The 17,101-nt window shown below is 60.2% G+C and carries 17 protein-coding genes, 1 pseudogene and 1 CRISPR repeat array; of the genes and pseudogenes, 8 read left to right on the forward strand and 10 right to left on the reverse strand.

Translation table 11 applies throughout. From position 1 onward, the window contains the following. Positions 1–483 precede the first annotated feature (483 nt). A complete protein-coding gene (locus tag C4901_RS02055; protein WP_110135919.1) occupies positions 484–1,800 on the forward strand; it encodes an ISAzo13 family transposase in 1,317 nt (438 codons plus the stop codon). 533 nt (positions 1,801–2,333) lie between these two features. Then, positions 2,334–3,572: a TIGR02221 family CRISPR-associated protein gene (csx2, locus tag C4901_RS02065; RefSeq protein ID WP_110135921.1), complete on the forward strand. Its 1,239-nt coding sequence runs from the start codon at positions 2,334–2,336 to the stop codon at positions 3,570–3,572. 69 nt (positions 3,573–3,641) lie between these two features. Here csx2 and C4901_RS02070 read toward each other — a convergent pair whose 3' ends face one another. Then, positions 3,642–4,199: a Uma2 family endonuclease gene (locus C4901_RS02070; RefSeq protein ID WP_110135922.1), complete on the reverse strand. Its 558-nt coding sequence runs from the start codon at positions 4,197–4,199 to the stop codon at positions 3,642–3,644. A 125-nt stretch (positions 4,200–4,324) separates the two neighbouring features. Here C4901_RS02070 and C4901_RS02075 point away from each other — a divergent pair, with 125 nt between their 5' ends. Genes C4901_RS02075 through cas2 form a run of 4 tightly spaced genes read left to right on the forward strand, consistent with a single transcriptional unit; the run spans position 4,325 to position 6,730 of the window. Beyond that, positions 4,325–4,609: a CRISPR-associated endonuclease Cas2 gene (locus C4901_RS02075; RefSeq protein ID WP_110138477.1), complete on the forward strand. Its 285-nt coding sequence runs from the start codon at positions 4,325–4,327 to the stop codon at positions 4,607–4,609. A gap of 3 nt (positions 4,610–4,612) precedes the next feature. Continuing rightward, complete coding sequence (cas1, locus tag C4901_RS02080; protein ID WP_110135923.1) at positions 4,613–5,602, forward strand: CRISPR-associated endonuclease Cas1; 990 nt, start codon at positions 4,613–4,615, stop codon at positions 5,600–5,602. A gap of 31 nt (positions 5,603–5,633) precedes the next feature. Continuing rightward, the gene (locus C4901_RS02085; RefSeq protein ID WP_168185493.1) at positions 5,634–6,440 is read left to right on the forward strand and encodes a CRISPR-associated endonuclease Cas1; all 807 of its coding nucleotides are present in this window, start codon (positions 5,634–5,636) and stop codon (positions 6,438–6,440) included. After that, positions 6,431–6,730, forward strand: coding sequence for a CRISPR-associated endonuclease Cas2 (gene cas2, locus C4901_RS02090; RefSeq protein WP_110135925.1), 300 nt, complete (start codon positions 6,431–6,433; stop codon positions 6,728–6,730). Before C4901_RS02085 ends, cas2 begins: the two co-directional genes overlap by 10 nt. Positions 6,731–6,889: 159 nt before the next feature. After that, positions 6,890–9,535: a CRISPR direct-repeat array (repeat unit 36 nt; unit sequence ATTGAACGATTGACCTGATGAAGAAGGGATTAAGAC). 88 nt (positions 9,536–9,623) lie between these two features. On the opposite strand, the pseudogene C4901_RS19070 reads toward cas2, so the two are convergent. The 4 genes and pseudogenes from C4901_RS19070 to C4901_RS02110 all read right to left on the reverse strand — a co-directional run. Next, positions 9,624–10,985 (reverse strand): annotated as a pseudogene (locus tag C4901_RS19070) (IS66 family transposase); the annotation flags it as partial. Between the two features lie 13 nt (positions 10,986–10,998). Further along, positions 10,999–11,664, reverse strand: coding sequence for a DNA adenine methylase (locus C4901_RS02100; RefSeq protein WP_110135926.1), 666 nt, complete (start codon positions 11,662–11,664; stop codon positions 10,999–11,001). A 105-nt stretch (positions 11,665–11,769) separates the two neighbouring features. Beyond that, positions 11,770–12,375, reverse strand: coding sequence for a hypothetical protein (locus tag C4901_RS02105; RefSeq protein WP_110135927.1), 606 nt, complete (start codon positions 12,373–12,375; stop codon positions 11,770–11,772). An 82-nt stretch (positions 12,376–12,457) separates the two neighbouring features. Continuing rightward, complete coding sequence (locus tag C4901_RS02110) at positions 12,458–13,039, reverse strand: hypothetical protein (protein WP_110135928.1); 582 nt, start codon at positions 13,037–13,039, stop codon at positions 12,458–12,460. Between the two features lie 44 nt (positions 13,040–13,083). Here C4901_RS02110 and C4901_RS17845 point away from each other — a divergent pair, with 44 nt between their 5' ends. Then, a complete protein-coding gene (locus tag C4901_RS17845) occupies positions 13,084–13,563 on the forward strand; it encodes an SEC-C metal-binding domain-containing protein (RefSeq protein WP_205736133.1) in 480 nt (159 codons plus the stop codon). Positions 13,564–13,980: 417 nt separating this feature from the next. Here C4901_RS17845 and C4901_RS02120 read toward each other — a convergent pair whose 3' ends face one another. The 4 genes from C4901_RS02120 to C4901_RS02130 form a co-directional block, all read right to left on the reverse strand. Continuing rightward, the gene (locus C4901_RS02120) at positions 13,981–14,178 is read right to left on the reverse strand and encodes a hypothetical protein (protein WP_110135929.1); all 198 of its coding nucleotides are present in this window, start codon (positions 14,176–14,178) and stop codon (positions 13,981–13,983) included. A gap of 7 nt (positions 14,179–14,185) precedes the next feature. Further along, positions 14,186–14,455, reverse strand: coding sequence for a helix-turn-helix domain-containing protein (locus C4901_RS19075; protein ID WP_168185494.1), 270 nt, complete (start codon positions 14,453–14,455; stop codon positions 14,186–14,188). Beyond that, complete coding sequence (locus tag C4901_RS17450; protein ID WP_168185495.1) at positions 14,452–14,643, reverse strand: hypothetical protein; 192 nt, start codon at positions 14,641–14,643, stop codon at positions 14,452–14,454. The genes C4901_RS19075 and C4901_RS17450 overlap by 4 nt, the downstream gene beginning before the upstream one ends. A 138-nt stretch (positions 14,644–14,781) precedes the next feature. Then, entirely contained in the window at positions 14,782–15,534 is a 753-nt protein-coding gene (locus C4901_RS02130; protein WP_110135931.1) for a ParB N-terminal domain-containing protein, read from the reverse strand. 618 nt (positions 15,535–16,152) lie between these two features. On the opposite strand from C4901_RS02130, the gene C4901_RS02140 reads away from it, so the two are divergent. Further along, entirely contained in the window at positions 16,153–16,524 is a 372-nt protein-coding gene (locus C4901_RS02140) for a transposase (protein ID WP_110135933.1), read from the forward strand. A 33-nt stretch (positions 16,525–16,557) separates the two neighbouring features. On the opposite strand, the gene C4901_RS17850 is transcribed toward C4901_RS02140, so the two are convergent. Beyond that, complete coding sequence (locus tag C4901_RS17850) at positions 16,558–17,061, reverse strand: M48 family metallopeptidase (protein WP_205736134.1); 504 nt, start codon at positions 17,059–17,061, stop codon at positions 16,558–16,560. Positions 17,062–17,101 lie beyond the last annotated feature (40 nt).

Here is a 17,101-nt window from a genome sequence, read left to right on the forward strand (position 1 = left end):
TGTGTTGCAGCTGCACTGAGTACGCGCGCGAGCAGTGGAGAGGCGTCATTATGTGTGCTGCGCCACCGAGTGACCGGCATTCCGTCGTCACGCGGGGATCGGCGCGCGCAGGACGCGGAAGAGCGGCGCATGTGCTTAAATTTAAAGAGATGCGAGAAACAGTGGTTATCCGATTGCCGAAGAGAGAGCTGGTGCCATGAGTGCAGTCCTTATTTACTGGTATCAGGACGGCGGCGTCGGTATCCACGCGGAACATGAGACCGTTTGGCTGACGCAGGAACAGAGGGGCCAGGTCTTTGGCCGTGACCGCACTGTGATCAGCCGCCGCATAAGACGTTATTCCAGGACGGGAACCTCGCCCGGAAAAGCAATGTGCAAAAAATGCACGTTGCTGTTGCCGCCGATCGGTCGTCCGCGACGGTTTAGGCAGTGTAAGTAAATAAAGGTATCATTCTCGGGGCCATTGCGGTATCCTGCGCAAGCATGAGTACGGTGCCGGAATTGAAACGGAAGTTTCGGTCTGTGTGGTCGCATTTGGACGAGCGCACACGCCGCCTCCTGGCGGCCAATGAAGCGCTGAGCCTGGGGTATGGGGGCGTCTCTCTTGTGCACCACGCCTGCGGCTTGTCACGGAAAGCGATCGCCAAGGGTATCCGCGAAATCCAGGGAGGGGATCAGCCGCTGGTGGGCCGCGTCCGGCGAGCGGGGGCGGGCCGCAAGTCCCTCACACAAATCGATCCCGGTCTCGTGCCCCGCCTCGAAGGGTTGATCGATGCGCAAACGCGCGGGGACCCCGAGTCGGCCCTGCGATGGATCTGTAAGAGCACGCGGGCGATTGCCCAAGAACTGAGCCAGCAAGATCACCCGATCAGTCACATGACGGTCGCACAGGTCCTTCACGACCTCCACTACAGCCTGCAGAGCAATCGCAAGACCGAAGAGGGGGCCGATCATCCGGATCGCGATGCCCAGTTTCGCTACATCAATGCCGCCGTCAAGAAATGCCTGAGACAGGGCACGCCCGTGATCTCAGTGGACACCAAGAAAAAGGAGCTCATAGGAATCTCAGTGGACACCAAGAAAAAGGAGCTCATAGGAAACTATGATAACCCGGGCCAACAATGGCTCCCGGCGAAACGGCCAAAACCCGTGCAAGGTCACGACTTCCCCGGTCCCGAAGTCCCCCGCGCCTATCCTTATGGTATTTACGACATCGGCCGCAATGCCGGTTTTGTCAACGTGGGGACCGATCATGACACCGGGGAATTTGCCGTCGCCTCCATCCGCGGGTGGTGGCGCCAGGAGGGCCGGCGCCTGTATGCGGGGGCGAAGACAATCCTGATCACGGCCGATGGCGGCGGAAGCAACGGATGGCGGCTACGGCTGTGGAAGCTGGAATTGCAGAAATTCGCCGATCAGACCGGACTGTCCGTGGCCGTGTGCCACTTCCCTCCCGGCACGAGCAAATGGAACAAGATCGAGCATCGGTTGTTTTCCTTTATCTCGTCTAACTGGCGCGGAGAACCCTTACGGGACTACGAAACGATCGAGCATCGGTTGTTTTCCTTTATCTCGTCTAACTGGCGCGGAGAACCCTTACGGGACTACGAAACGATCGTCAACCTCATCGCCAAGACCACCACAGCAAAGGGATTGAAAGTCACCTGCCGATTGGATCGCCGCAAATACCCCGTCGGGCGCGAAATCACCCAGGCGCAGATGGAGCGCGTCAATTTGGAGCGCAACACGTTTCATGGCGAATGGAACTACACCATCAAGCCGCACATAAAGGGTAGTTGAGACCTTTATTTTCTTACAGCGCCTTACGATGTCGATGTAGTGATCTCAGTCCGTTACCTCGTCAAGTTCCGGGAAGAGCTGCGCTTCCGACAAAGGGCGCGCGGCGCGCCCCGTGATCCGTTGGTGCAAGGCTGTACTCCGAACCGCCGGCGCCTGGAAGCCGATGCCGCCGACACGGAGGGGTGTTGAAGATCGTGTCCGCCACAATGCAAAACGCGGAGCTTAGGAGCGAGGCTGGGGCCGCGTTTACCGAGATCATAGCGCGCGACACTCAGACCTTCCTCTGGCTACAGCGTTACGACGAGAGTCTATGGCCGGAGCCCAAGAGCTATCCAGGGGGTCTTCTACCGATCTGGACCGAGGCCTTGCCGCGAATCACCCGGCCCAAGACCGATTTCGCGGCTAAGGGGCGGGCTAGTGTTTTTTTCGGCAACGAGCGCGAGGAAGGACGCCCACCCATTCTCCGTCATATCGATCAAAGCGGCCGCCGTTTTGTGTGACCAGACACGCCTCACCTTACAGGAGACCAGCCGATGACGACTGACCGTACCACCCTCATCACCTTCCTCGGGCGCGTGCCGCGGGATGACCATGGCTACCGTAAAACGCGCTACGACTTCGGAGATGGCCAGTCCGCTGATGAGTTCGCCTTTTTTGGATGGGCGCTGCAGCGGCAGATCAAGCCCCAAAACATTGTCATCCTGGGAACGATCGGCAGCATGTGGGACCACCTGTTCGAAGGGGATTTCAATCTCGGTGCCGCCGCCGAACACCAGCGGGAGGCGCTGATGGGCGCCGTCGACGCACAGCGTGTCACCCAGCATCAACTTGACGAACTTGCACCCGCCCTTGCGGCTCACCTGAACTGCCGTGTTCGACTTGGCATTGTCCCCTATGCGTACGATGGGGTGGCGGCCGATCTGCTGGTACAGATGGCGGCGGATGTGTTCGAAACGGATATCGTTCATCTTGACGTGACCCACGGTCTTCGCCATCTGCCCATGCTTGCGCTGCTCTCCGCCCTCTATATCCGCATCACCAAGCGTGCCACGATTGCCGGCATCTGGTATGGCGCTTACGATTGTGACACGGGTCGCGGCCAGGCACACAACTTGGCGGGGATCATGCGCATTGCCGACAGCCTACAGGCGCTCTCGAGCTTCGATAAGGATGGCGACTACGGCGTCTTTATGCCGTTGCTGGAGCAAAGCGGCGCATCGCCTCAGGTTGTCGAGGCCCTGAAGAAGGCCAGTTACTACGAGAACCTTCTCAATGTCGGGCAAGCGACTGGACAGCTGCGCCAGGCGTTGCGGGCACTTGAGACCGAGGCCCCTGGGCTTGCGCCGGATGTCGCCCCGTTACTGCCGACAATCCAGAGGCGCCTGCAGTGGGTGGATGAAGACCGCCAATTCGAAAAACAGCTCGCGCTCGCCACTCATGCACTCGAGCGTCGCGACTATCTGCGCGCGACCCTCTATGCCTATGAGGCGGTCATCACGCGCGTATGTCAGATCCAGAGCGCCAAGATCGAGAGCTTCGAGGAGCGAGAGGGGGCGCGTAAAGTCTATGAGAAGCAGTCTGAAGGTCTGCCCGAATATCAGGATTATAAGCTGCTTAAGCATTTACGGAACGAAGTGGCCCACGGTACGCGGGGAAGTACGGCCGAGGTGCAGCGGGCGCTGCTCAATGAGCTGGTCATGTATGAACTATTAAAGCGCCTGCTCGATGCCATCCGGCAAGGTCGCCTGCCATCCCATGAGGATGGCGTTTGATCTCGTGTATATAGGAACGCTGACCACACGGGGTGCGCAAGCCTGTCAAGCCTGTGTCCAAGCTTATCACTATACCCAAAGGCTCGCCAACGGGAAGCTCATGGTATCGAATGGCGGCTGGCGGACCATGTCGTCATCTTTGAGGGTCGTGAGTAGCAGCCAGTGGCCCTCGTGTAGACGATAGGCCTCCAGCGTGCGCGCATCCGGATCCACGAGCCACAAGTGTGCCACGGCCTCGCGGGCGTAGAGGGCCATCTTCAGGGTCCGGTCGATGCGGGCCGTGGAAGGCGAGAGGATCTCGCAGGCCCAGTCCGGCGCCAACTCAAACCACGCCGTTTCCGGTAGCGCTGGCAGGTGACTGCGTTCCCAGCCCGCAAGATCGGGAACGATCACGTCGCTACCCAGGTGCAACTCGGGCTCGTCTAAGATCCACCAGCCTCCCGGGCCGTCGGAGCCCCAGTCATAGAGCCCGCCCAGGTTGCCACCCAGGGCCGAGTAGGCGCGCGCATGCCGCGGCGCGGGTCGCGGGTGGGTGTAGAGGGCGCCGCTCAAGACCTCGCCCACCACGCCCTCTGGCAGGGCCAGAATGTCGCCATAGGTCACGAGTCGTCGAGTCGGCTCATTCATCGTGGTGTCCCCGCATACCGAGAAAATGTACTACGAAACGCCTCGGCCGGCCACCGCAAGCTTGTGGTCCGCAGCCTCCTTCTCGTCTCGCGCTATGCTGATTTCGTTGCCAGGAGATGGTGATCATGACGGATCGCAACCTTTACCTTGCTGCTTACGATGTGACCAGTCCCGCGCGGCTCAGGGCGGCCTTGGACCTTATCAAGGGCTATGCCACGGGCGGGCAGAAGTCCGCGTATGAATGTTTCCTGACCCCCGCCGAGAAGGCGGCGCTCCTATGCGACATGGCCCAGGTGCTTGAAGCAGAGGCGGATCGATTCCTGCTTGTCGGTCTCGATCCTCGTTCGCGAGTCTATACCCTGGGGGTAGCGGCGGCACCCGTGGACCCGCCTTTTTTCTATATGGGGTAATTTGTGACGACCCTCGTATTAGACCGATCCGATCTCGAATTACGCGCCGATGGGGCCGCCCTGGGCCTCTACGAGCATGGCGAGCGGCGTGGCAGCGTACCGGTGAAGCTGCTTGAGCGCGTCGTCATCCAGGGCGACATCAAGATCAGCGGCGGAGTTCTTACCAAGCTAGCCGATGCCGATGTCGCCACGCTCTTATTATCGGGGCGTCACGCCCGGAGGGTGGCTGTAGTGTTGGGTGGCGGACACAACGACGCGGCGATCCGCCTCGCTCAGGGCCAATTTGTCCTCGATACCCAGTGGTGTGCCCGCTGGGCGCGGCGCCAAGTCCTCGCCAAGCTGCGCGGTCAGGTGCGCGTGCTGCGTCACGCCGCTGATGAACGTCCAGATTGCCGCAAGCCGCTTACCGACGCCCTGCAAACCCTGGCCGGCATCGTGGCGACGTTGGCGGCCCATGATAGCGATCAAGCAACTATGGAGCGCATCCGCGGGCTCGAGGGGGCCGCTGCCCATGCGTACTTTCAGGGCTTCTCGGCGGTGTTTGCGCCCAGCCTAGGTTTTGCTGGCCGCAACCGGCGCCCGCCCCGCGATCCCGTGAATGCCGCCCTCTCGCTCGGCTACACCCTTTTGCACTTCGACGCGGTGCGGGCGAGTTACATGGCAGGCCTCGACCCGCTCCTCGGTTTTTACCACCGCCCGTCCTTCGGGCGCGAATCCTTGGCGTCGGATCTCATTGAGCCGTTGCGCCCCCAGCTTGATGCCTGGGTGTGGCAATGCTTCCGCAATCGGAACCTCCGCGTGGAGTATTTCGCGAAAGATCACAATGCCTGCCTGCTTACTAAGGCGGGCCGCGCGTTCTACTACCCGGGCTTTGAAGCCTTTGTGCGCCCACTACGCCGATACTTGCGCCGTCAGAGCCGCGTTCTGGCCCGACTCTTTCGCAACAAAGGTGAGCCGCTTCTGGCCGACGATTCCGAAGACGGGGAGTGTTGAGATGTCTGCGACCACAGGCTCCAACAAAGCCATGACAGCGCCCCCTCTCGCTGTCGTGCGCCGCGAGGCCGCCACCAAACGCCTGCCTCTGTATCTGCTTGGTGGGGCGAGTCGCCACGTGGATCTCGATGGTCCTGCCCTCCGGCTGCGCCAGAGTAGGGCCACCGATCTACGCTACCCGCTTGCCCGTCTCAGCCGCATCGTGGCTGGGCAGACGATTCAATGGAGCTCCAAGGCTCTGTGTGCGTGTATGGAGGCCAGAATCCCTATAATCTTCCTAGGAAAGGGCAAGGAGCCTCTCGGCTACGTTCTACCCGCGCAACCCCGCCCGTCCCGGCTGGATGACGCCATTCAGGAATACGTCAGCCTGGATCAATGGAGACCTGGCTATCAGAATTGGTTGCGCGCCGAGCGTATGCGCGCATTGCGCGAGTGGTACACGCAACGGGCGCTCCATGGCCACGAAGTCTCTGAATCCGAATACCGGGAACTCGTGCGTGCCCACATCTACCAGGGAACAGCGTGCCTTGCCCCCGTTCCCCCTATGTATCATAGCGCCATTACTGCCCTTGTCGCCGAGACACTCGTTCGATCCGGTGTAAGCGCTCGCTATCAGACTAACGGTGGCGAGGCACTGGAGCTTCTCCAGGACATCACAAGCTTTATGGATCTGGTCTTGAGGCTCGAAATTCACGGGATGGGTGACCGCGTATACGGTACCGATGCCGCCTTGCTGAGCATCTTGCATATGTTTGCTGAGGCCTTGCAGGGCCGCTGTTTGGGCATACTGCGGCGGTTACACAAAACTTTATCCGAGCGACTAGAGCAATGGCATTAAACGCGCGCAGATCCTGGCTCATCGCCTATGATATCGCCGATCCCGGCCGCCTGAACCGTGTCCACCGCTACCTAAAGGGCGAAGCGGTGCCTATTCAGTACTCGATTTTTGCAACCAACGCCAGCGCTAATGGCATCCGCCGCGTCCACGATGCCCTGGCAATGCAGATCGACCCACGGCGAGACGATGTCCGTATTTACCTTTTGCCTCAGTCGTTAGACATATCCGGGATCGGCTCGTCATTTTTGCCAGAAGGCCTCCTATTGCCAAATCATGCTTCTTTGGCTTAAATAATCTGCGAGCCGCTGCGTCAACGGTGTACGTATAGCATGACGCGGGGCCCAATGACGCCAGGAGACCTCTTCTGGCAAGGAAGATGCGATGCACACGAAAATCCTGGGAGAGCCATTTATAACAACTGGAATAAAAAGGAGAAATACCGATACGCGATTGAACGATTGACCTGATGAAGAAGGGATTAAGACCCTGCACGTAGCGGAATTCGCGCAGGTTCAGGACATTGAACGATTGACCTGATGAAGAAGGGATTAAGACCGAGCCATAGCCAGAGGCGGCAAGCTGCGAGCCATTGAACGATTGACCTGATGAAGAAGGGATTAAGACCGACAAGTGCTGCCACATCCGCAGGCGGCGAATTGAACGATTGACCTGATGAAGAAGGGATTAAGACTCAAATCCTCCATCAAAGGCATCCCAGAAGTAGCATTGAACGATTGACCTGATGAAGAAGGGATTAAGACTATCTCGCATGGCGCACTCCTGGGTCGGCGTGATTGAACGATTGACCTGATGAAGAAGGGATTAAGACCCAGCCGGGAGCCGTAGCCCGAGGCCGCAAGCTATTGAACGATTGACCTGATGAAGAAGGGATTAAGACGTCATTTGTGGCTCCAGTCGGTCGATTGGCGACATTGAACGATTGACCTGATGAAGAAGGGATTAAGACTGGCGTTCGGCGTAGACGCGCACGCCCGGGATATTGAACGATTGACCTGATGAAGAAGGGATTAAGACGGAACTGCGCGCGGAAACTCTGCCAAGCGGCAATTGAACGATTGACCTGATGAAGAAGGGATTAAGACTGTTGGTGATCGCGGTTCCAGATGGCAGGTAGATTGAACGATTGACCTGATGAAGAAGGGATTAAGACGCGCAGCGGTTGGCGAAGTCGAGGAGACCGGCTGATTGAACGATTGACCTGATGAAGAAGGGATTAAGACCCATTATTCGCCTCAATCTCGGCCAGCAGATCGATTGAACGATTGACCTGATGAAGAAGGGATTAAGACCAGTTGCCCGCGCCGCACAGCGCTCCGCAAATGATTGAACGATTGACCTGATGAAGAAGGGATTAAGACTATTTCGGCCGTGCCCATCATCCCAAATCGAGATTGAACGATTGACCTGATGAAGAAGGGATTAAGACGCCGGAGGTTATAGGCATGGTCGATTTGAGAAATTGAACGATTGACCTGATGAAGAAGGGATTAAGACGCGGCGGCGCGGGCGGCGGCGTCGGCGCGGGCGATTGAACGATTGACCTGATGAAGAAGGGATTAAGACGGCGCCGGCGGCGTCGGCGGCGCGGGCGGCGGCATTGAACGATTGACCTGATGAAGAAGGGATTAAGACGGATGTCATTTCGACTCCTCTGAAAAGATTTCTATTGAACGATTGACCTGATGAAGAAGGGATTAAGACTCGTCCGGCACCCCATATTTCTTGAGGGTCGTGATTGAACGATTGACCTGATGAAGAAGGGATTAAGACCAAGCCCTCGGCTGTGCCCGTAGGATGCGCGGATTGAACGATTGACCTGATGAAGAAGGGATTAAGACCTCTGCGAAGTCGAGGAGACCTGCGCGATTGTATTGAACGATTGACCTGATGAAGAAGGGATTAAGACGTACTCATGAGCCCGGGTCGCACAGCGGTTGGCATTGAACGATTGACCTGATGAAGAAGGGATTAAGACATGGCCTCAATTGTGCCTGCCTGAGCCATAGTATTGAACGATTGACCTGATGAAGAAGGGATTAAGACCGGCGTATTCACGGTGATATCATAAGGCGCCGTATTGAACGATTGACCTGATGAAGAAGGGATTAAGACCGGCGTATTCACGGTGATATCATAAGGCGCCGTATTGAACGATTGACCTGATGAAGAAGGGATTAAGACACCGCTTCCTCGCGAACCACATCATCACGCCCATTGAACGATTGACCTGATGAAGAAGGGATTAAGACTCGTATAATAACGGGTATCGCGCCGAAATTGAAAATTGAACGATTGACCTGATGAAGAAGGGATTAAGACCACATCCTCGATGACAATCGTCGACGCGGTCCGATTGAACGATTGACCTGATGAAGAAGGGATTAAGACGCTCCTTTCCCCCCTCAGCCGCAAACATTCGTTATTGAACGATTGACCTGATGAAGAAGGGATTAAGACGCGGCGTAGGCAGCGGCGTAGGCGGCATTGAACGATTGACCTGATGAAGAAGGGATTAAGACAAGCTCATTTTGTCAATAGCTTCTTGCGGGTCGATTGAACGATTGACCTGATGAAGAAGGGATTAAGACGGCACATGCCCGTGCAAAGCGGGCTTTGTCCGCGGATTGAACGATTGACCTGATGAAGAAGGGATTAAGACGCGCGCTCGGCGGCGTAGGCGTCGGCGGCGGCGTCATTGAACGATTGACCTGATGAAGAAGGGATTAAGACGTCTTCGGCGGCGGCGGCGTCGTAGGCGGCGGCATTGAACGATTGACCTGATGAAGAAGGGATTAAGACCGACGCGACGTTCTCTTTGAACTTCACATAAAATTGAACGATTGACCTGATGAAGAAGGGATTAAGACTCGACGCGACGTTTTCTTCGATCACTAGATATATTGAACGATTGACCTGATGAAGAAGGGATTAAGACGGCGCGGGCGGCGGCAATATTGGCATCCGCCACGATTGAACGATTGACCTGATGAAGAAGGGATTAAGACGCGGGCTTTATCCGCGGGACGACCTGGGATTGAATTGAACGATTGACCTGATGAAGAAGGGATGTAACTACTCACCCGGTTCCGCGTAAAGCTCCCCGGAAAGGGCCATCTGAATGGCGACGAGCGGATTGTATCCGCGGTTGGCCATGGTCTGTAGATAGCTAGAGATGCGGCAGTAAGCTTCGGCGTACTCGACCTTGCGGAAGCAGCCAGAGACCTTTTGTTTGACCTTGCTCATGCGCAGATCGCGTTCGGCGCGGTTATTCGTGAACGGGACGTTCGCGTCGCGGGCGAATAGCAGCACGGCGGTTTCGTGCTCCTTCAGTCGCTCCCAGAGGTTGTGAGCGTCGGACTTGGCGATGCGACCGCGTTGGCCGTTGGGCCGGGCCGGGATGGGCGGCAGTTCTTGCGCGCCGCGGGTGAGGATATTGCGGTAGCGCTTCTGCAGGGCGTCGTACTCGCGTGGGGTGAGCCGTTTGCGCTGGCGCTGGGAGACACGGTGGCAGGTCTGCCGCAGGAGCCGCCTCATGTTCCTCGCCCAGGCGTAACCGTTGGACTCATAGATGAAGGCCAGTTCGCGCAGGAGATGCGCCCCACACAGGCCATGGCCGCAGTGGTCATAAGACAGATAAGACGCCCAGCAGTCGTGGATGAGGACCCCGCCATAGCGCGGGATGATGCCGATGGCGGTCATGGCCTCCAGACCGCGCTTCTCATGGACGAACTTACACGTGGTGTCGCCGCCCGAGCAGACGTGAATCCAGTGGTTTCTCTTATCGACCCGTAACGAGGTCTCATCGACATGCATCGCGGGCAGCGTCAGGAGCCGCTCGATGGCGCTTTGCTCCCAACGCGCGAGCGCTTGGTGCAGTTGCCTCACGTACTTCAAGATCGTGGCCTCGGAGAGCATAAGGCCAATCAGGCTCTGGATCGACTGCTGGGCGCGCTTTAAGGCAATCATTTGGGCGATCACGAGGTTCAGGACATAGGCCTTGATACCCGCGCCATACTGCACGGGCCCCGCGAACGCCTCGGGGAACGCCCCGCGGGTCTCGGTCTCGCAATGCGGGCACGACTTGATCTCGGCATCCACGTGCGTCAGGACCTTCTCGAAGACGATGTCGATCTGGGTGCGTCGTTCATAGCTCTCGCAGGGGACCTTGGCCAGATCCTCGCCACACTCTTCGCAGAACCGGACCTGGGAGACCGTAACGGTCTCGACCGTGCGGGTATTGCCCGAGCGGCTCGGGTCGGTGGCCCGGCCCTTGGTATGGGTGCCCGTATGAGGGAGTGCGCTCTCGTCTTTGGGGGTTTGCGAGGACGGCTTGCTGGAGTTGGCGCTGGTCTTCAGGGTGGTCTTCTCTAGGAAGATCGCCATCAGCAGCTGAAGCAGCATCAACAGCGCCTCGAACAAAGCGCGACTTTCCGTCGTAATCTTGCCGTCGGCGGACAATTGCCCAAAGCGGCCCTTGAGGGCCTCGAACTCTTCGCGCAGGGATTGTCTGTTGACGCTTGCCATGGGGCCGGGGCGACTACTCGCCGGCCTCGACGGCCAAGAGGGCCGCGAGCACCGCCAGGCGCTCGCCTGGGGGCAAATCCCGATAGCGCCGCCCCCAGTTTGCGGCCTTGCGCTTGATCATCTGGCGGTGGGTGTGGTTCTTCCCGGCATAGCGCACCCAATGCACCCGATCGGGCACGAAGTTGAACCACAGCTTCTCGGTGCGCACCCCGCCCTGGTTCATCACCTGAAGCTCCAGGCTCTGCCACCCCGGCAACGACTCGTCATAAAGCGCCGAGGGGTAGCCGGAGAGGATCACGGCACACGGGAGAGTCTTCAATAAGGTGAGCAGCGCGATGTGATCGGATTCTTCATAGTCGTAGCGGTAGCGCCGCTTGGAAGTGCGGGTCGCGTGTAGATAGGGCGGGTCGCAGTAGATAAGCTCCCGGCCCTGATAGGCAAAGTTGGCCAGGAATTGATGGGCGCAGCCATGCACCAATTCCACCGGGGTGTCGCACGCGAACTGCTCCAGCGTCCGCTCATCGCGATCAATGCCGATATGACGCGCCGCCGGGGCCTTACGCTTCATGATCGCCCCGCCGCCGAGATGGGTCTCGATATAGGTGTCGTGGGGCGGCATAAGAGCGATGATCGCCTGACATAATCCCGATGTGGCCTTTGAACCGAAATACGCCCCCATCGCCCTCCACCCCTCGTCTCTTACCTAGGAGGGAAGCGTAGCCTCAAGGGCCTATACTGTCAAGTATCTCGTATCGTTAATGCCGAAGGGGGTGAGTAGTTACCATCAGGTCAATCGTTCAATTGAGCATAGCTGTGGAAGCAATCGACGGGCAGGAGTCTTAATCCCTTCGTAACTGCGCACCTCCCGCTGCATCAGACGCACCTCCGCGCGCAGCACGCCTGCGGTGCGTCGCGCGCTCAGTCGCCGGCTGGGGAGGCCTTGCGCCTTCAGGAACCGGCGGATGGTCGCATAGGACGGCACCGGGCCGATCTCGGGCCGCTGCTCGGCGAGTGCGCGTAAATTCTCGTGGTGAAGCGCCACACTCCAGCTCATGTGGCCGGCATACTGGGCGCGCAGCGCCTCGCGGATCGCCAGGGTCATCGCGTCCTGGGTGCCGGCGTCGGTGCGGACCTTGCGCCGCAGCACGCCCACCGGATCGCGCTTCTCCTTGCGGGCCTTGTGGAGCCACCGTTCCAGCGTCGAGACCCCAAAGCGCACCGGCAACCCCGTGATCGGATGCTGCCACTCGCGCGCTGCGAGTCGCTCGAGCTCGGCGCGCAGCGCGCCCTTCGGCGGCGGCGCCGCCAACAGTTGGCCCACCACGGAAAAGCGCAGATACGCCCAGCGCTCATGGTGGGATCGATGATCGGCGTTCTTCACGGTACGCACCCCCGCCTCTTCGGTCAGGATGCACCGTACATCACGGCTCGCGGTGTTGCGATCTGCGTCTTTTGCGGACCCGATACCCCCGTCAGATGGCCTGCAAAATCCCGCGCCCGGTCGTAATCGGGACCAAGAAGCGCAGGAGCGATAGCAGTTGCTGTTCGATCGGACCGTCAAAGCATGACCACAGCGAAGCCGGCAGATCCGCGCTGTCCGCCGCCGGCGTGAGCGCACGGTGCGCCCGCCAGAACGGGCTCTCGGCAAACACGCGCCGCCACCAGTCGCGCCAGCGCGCCACGGTCCGCGCGCTCACGCCGACCCGTTCCCGCAAGTGCTTCAGGCGGGCGGGGGTGGACCCGCTTTGCATCGCCGTGATCAGCACCACCAGGGTCCCGAAGAACACCTTGCGCCCCAAAAAGCGCAGGGACCCGGGCGTCGCGCGTGTCCGGCAGCCGTCCGCCGCACAGCACAGGCTAAAGCGCCGCCGATGCTCCGGACCGAGATCGACCGGTGCGCCGCGCGGCTTGCGGTCGTACGACCCCCAGTGCCGCACCGCCCCGCACTTCTGGCAGCGCTGCGCATGCGCGGCGCAGGCCATCTGCCGGTCAAAGTCGAGCAGCAACTCGTAAAACCGGGGATCGCCCATAAGGCCCTGGATCGTGTGCTCCATGTTCTCGCTCCCTCTTGGTAGAACGGGCATCCAAGATGACCAAGATGAAGATCGGACGCAACACCCCGTGCCCCTGCGGCAGCGGACACAAATACAAGCACTGCTGCCTTGCGAAGGATCAGGACGCCGAGAGCGCCGTCCTGGCCCAGGCCGTCGCCGATCGCCTCGCCGCCGCCCCGCGCCGCGATCGCGCCCCAGGCGATGTCCGTGACGCCTTTTTCGGGGATGAGGATGACGATGAGCTTACCTCGGCCTCCAACGCGGTCATCGACCTGGTCCACGACGGCCGGCTCGACGAAGCCGAACAGGCGGCACGGGATCTCCTCGTGCGCTTCCCGGACGTCCACGACGGCTACGATCGATTGGGGATGGTCTACGAGGCCCGTGGCGATACGAGGCAAGCCGCGCACTATTACCGACAGGTCGTCGCTTTCGTGCGCGCCCATCCCGACCAGTACGAGCCCGGGTTCGACACCCCCTTCCACCGCCTGATCCAAAAACTGGACCCCGCCGGAGCGGACTGACTGCCGTCCGCTTGGGCGGATCGGTCAAGCTACACGATGGATCGGACCCGGGGAACCTCGCTTAACCTGATCAGAAGGCCAGGGTTATGGCATCGATTTCTTTGCGCAGGGTCAACTTTGCCAGCGCTTGCGCCGTACGCACTGACAGGCCGGTGCCGAACAATAGCGTTGGGCGCGGACTTGTGGACGCACCCGAAAGGACCGCCTGCAGGCGGCGCATCGTGCCGTGGGCATTGTGGCTTTCCCCCTATCGCCAGGAATCCTGGCAGAGAGGATGCCGCAACCAGGGGCGGGTCAATGCACGACGAGCAGGAATGCCGTAGGGCCCGAAGGAAATCCGGGATGACTAGCGCATGCCGTCAACGGCCGTGGGCGGGTCCGTTTGCGTGAGCAGGGGTGGGTTCATTCGCGTAAGCGTCAAGGCATTTCCTCGCCCGGGCCGAAGGTGTATTCCCCCGCGCGCACGGGCGGCGTGCGTAGCCCCGCTTCCCGGACCCAACGCGTCAACGTGCTATAAGAGATCGTGAGATCGTACTCAGCGGCAAGTAGTTGCTGAACGCGCACCACGTTGCCTTGGGCGCGCGCGAAGGCGGATTGCAAATAGGTGCGGGTCACACCGAGCTTACGTGCTATAAGAGATCGTGAGATCGTACTCAGCGGCAAGTAGTTGCTGAACGCGCACCACGTTGCCTTGGGCGCGCGCGAAGGCGGATTGCAAATAGGTGCGGGTCACACCGAGCTTCTGCCGTTCCTTCTCCCCCTCTGCCAGCGGGGCGCGCAGTATCCGGCGAACGGTATTGCGCGATAGCTTCAGCAGCCGACTGATTTCGCGTCGGCTCTGGCCTTGGGCTTGCAGGGTGCGGACGGCATCACGGATCTGGCTGGGGGTCATGGGTCGAGACTCCTGGCTAGGTCGGCCTGCAGGGTATTGAGGGCGATGCGCAGGCCTCTCAGAGCCTTCTGTAAGGGCTCGGGGAACACGGGCGGGTCTCCTATTGACCAGCACGGGCGCAGTCGCTTGATCAAAGCGAGCAGTTGCCGGACATCGGCTAGGCACTGCCCTTCCGGGCCTTCGCGCACACCCGCATCGGCACGCTGCTCGTCGCGAGCGTGCAGGCTTTGAATGAAGCCGGGCCTTCGCGCACACCCGCATCGGCACGCTGCTCGTCGCGAGCGTGCAGGCTTTGAATGAAGAGGCGCGGGTGAGACACCATGTGCTCACGGGCGGCCCGCGGGGCCGTCCGATAGTGTTGGAACCAAGTCTGAAGGTCCCGGCTGGACAAGAGGGTCGAATCGAGCGCGCTCAACAATTGAGTCGCATGGTCGGTGTTGGCGCGCGCCAACGGCGCCAACACCCGCGTAGCCGTGTTGGAACCAAGTCTGAAGGTCCCGGCTGGACAAGAGGGTCGAATCGAGCGCGCTCAACAATTGAGTCGCATGGTCGGTGTTGGCGCGCGCCAACGGCGCCAACACCCGCGTAGCCGCCCAGGTGGATACCGTACCCTTGCGTACCGCATCCAGCAGTCCGTCGGGCAGACCGCAGACGAGCGCCAGCCGTCGGCTGACCCAACTCACATCGCGACCACTGCGGCGCGCCACCTCGCGCTCGCTCAGACCCTGGCCGTGCACGAGTTCTCGCAGCAGCAACGCTTCTTCGAGGGCCGCTAACGGTCGACCGTGAACACGCGCGAGCACGGTCAGCAAGGCTTGGGCGAGATCGCACGCCCAGGATTCCACACACGCGGTGTCACGCCCGAGTCGGCGCAGGGCCAGGATGCGCCGGTAACCGTCGATGAGGATCAGGCGGTCGCCGCTCTCGTCGCGCACCACGATGCATGGCAGGAGTTGGCCGCTCTGCTCAATCGACCGGGCCAGCACCTCAACCGCCCGCGGTTCCTGCAGTCGGGCGTCGAGAAACCGCAGGTCAAGGCGGTGGAGATCGACTTCCAGTACGGGGGCGACGGTATCCATGACGAAAACGGTACCCGCCTAGCCCGCGAATGCCTATCACGTCCTCTCTTTGCAAGATCGCGATGAAGACGACCAAAAATCTCTAACCCCTTGACAATACGGTCAATTCCACCGTGCACGCGTCACTCTTTGCAAGATCGTTGCCTGGGGCAGGAGAAAGCCGGTAACGACCGGAAACAACAGGGATATTGGCCGTTGACACGTCCATCTTTGCAAGACGGCGACTCTGGTCGCGGCGGGCCTGTTTATCGCGATTATCGCGGGTATAGGCGTCATGGGTCTTTCGGTAAGTCCGCCAATAGTCCGGATGGCGGTCCCGCCAAGCCTCTTGGGCGCGCGCCTGGTTCTCACGATAATCGGGGTCGGTGCGACGCTTGGCACTTTGCCAGCGCTTGCGCCGTATGCACTGACAGGCCGGTGCCGAACAATAGCGTTGGGCGCGGACTTGTGGACGCACCCGAAAGGACCGCCTGCAGGCGGCGCATCGTGCCGTGGGCATTGTGGCTTTCCCCCTATCGCCAGGAATCCTGGCAGAGAGGATGCCGCAACCAGGGGCGGGTCAATGCACGACGAGCAGGAATGCCGTAGGACCCGAAGGAAATCCGGGATGACTAGCGCATGCCGTCAACGGCCGTGGGCGGGTCCGTTTGCGTGAGCAGGGGTGGGTTCATTCGCGTAAGCGTCAAGGATCTAGTACGTCGACGCGAGCACCGAGAACTCCAAGCCCAGGGCGAGGAGACGCTCACGAAGACCCGATATCTTTGGCTGAAGAACCCATTGAACTGGACAGATCGCCAGCGTGAGCGTTTCCAGACACTCAAAGTCGATGCGCTGAAAGTGGGCCGTGCCTGGGCCATCAAGGAGGCGTTCTCCGACTTCTGGGATTACCGGTATACCGGATCGGCCAACAAGTTTTTCGACCGTTGGTACTTCTGGGCAACTGTTACGGCTCTCGCTTTCCCAGACTTACCTGAGCCGTATGTCCCGTGAACGCCCAGGGTGATGGGAAGACATGACCATGGATCATCGTGGGACGTCGGTTGAGGGATTCGGTCGGTTATGGGGCGGATCGAGCGTGTTCAGTTTGTCGAGGTAGTGCGCGCGGATTTCCGGATCATAGTCCCCAGGGTGCGCGTCGACGATGCGCAGAGCCCCGCGATAGTGCTCGGCCGCCTTGCGCTGATCGCCACGCGCCTCGTACACCATCGCCAGCCGCTCGTGACCGTCGATGACCTCCGGATAGTCCTCCAGCAGTCGGTGCGCGGCTTTCTCGGCTTCATCCAGTTGGCCTGTGTGGATCAGATCGATCACGGCGTTGGAGGCGCGATCTAGCTCGGATTCGACCCATACGGCGGCGTCTTCCCAGGTGTCGGCGCGGTGGGGGGTGTGGACCGGGGCGTCCGCCGCCCCCTGAACCGGTGATGGCACCCGGGTCTGGGCCTCGGTCGTTTCCCGGCAGCAGTGCTTGTACTTCTTTCCGCTGCCGCAGGGGCAGGGATCATTACGGCCCCTCTTGGTCTTGGTCATGGGCTTCCGGTCGGCGTGGAGAGTGGATAGGCTGCGGCCT

Origin of the sequence: Acidiferrobacter sp. SPIII_3, from assembly GCF_003184265.1 — a bacterium.
Classification (GTDB): Bacteria; Pseudomonadota; Gammaproteobacteria; order Acidiferrobacterales; family Acidiferrobacteraceae; genus Acidiferrobacter.

Bases quoted from the DNA above. Each gene is read 5' to 3' on its own strand.
- C4901_RS02055 (WP_110135919.1), top strand. From the start codon at position 484: ATGAGTACGGTGCCGGAATTGAAACGGAAGTTTCGGTCTGTGTGGTCG.
- csx2 (WP_110135921.1), top strand. From the start codon at position 2,334: ATGACGACTGACCGTACCACCCTCATCACCTTCCTCGGGCGCGTGCCG.
- C4901_RS02070 (WP_110135922.1), bottom strand. From the start codon at position 4,199: ATGAATGAGCCGACTCGACGACTCGTGACCTATGGCGACATTCTGGCC.
- C4901_RS02075 (WP_110138477.1), top strand. From the start codon at position 4,325: ATGACGGATCGCAACCTTTACCTTGCTGCTTACGATGTGACCAGTCCC.
- C4901_RS02085 (WP_168185493.1), top strand. From the start codon at position 5,634: ATGACAGCGCCCCCTCTCGCTGTCGTGCGCCGCGAGGCCGCCACCAAA.
- cas2 (WP_110135925.1), top strand. From the start codon at position 6,431: ATGGCATTAAACGCGCGCAGATCCTGGCTCATCGCCTATGATATCGCC.
- C4901_RS02100 (WP_110135926.1), bottom strand. From the start codon at position 11,664: ATGGGGGCGTATTTCGGTTCAAAGGCCACATCGGGATTATGTCAGGCG.
- C4901_RS02110 (WP_110135928.1), bottom strand. From the start codon at position 13,039: ATGGAGCACACGATCCAGGGCCTTATGGGCGATCCCCGGTTTTACGAG.
- C4901_RS17845 (WP_205736133.1), top strand. From the start codon at position 13,084: ATGAAGATCGGACGCAACACCCCGTGCCCCTGCGGCAGCGGACACAAA.
- C4901_RS19075 (WP_168185494.1), bottom strand. From the start codon at position 14,455: ATGACCCCCAGCCAGATCCGTGATGCCGTCCGCACCCTGCAAGCCCAA.
- C4901_RS02130 (WP_110135931.1), bottom strand. From the start codon at position 15,534: ATGGATACCGTCGCCCCCGTACTGGAAGTCGATCTCCACCGCCTTGAC.
- C4901_RS02140 (WP_110135933.1), top strand. From the start codon at position 16,153: ATGCCGTCAACGGCCGTGGGCGGGTCCGTTTGCGTGAGCAGGGGTGGG.
- C4901_RS17850 (WP_205736134.1), bottom strand. From the start codon at position 17,061: ATGACCAAGACCAAGAGGGGCCGTAATGATCCCTGCCCCTGCGGCAGC.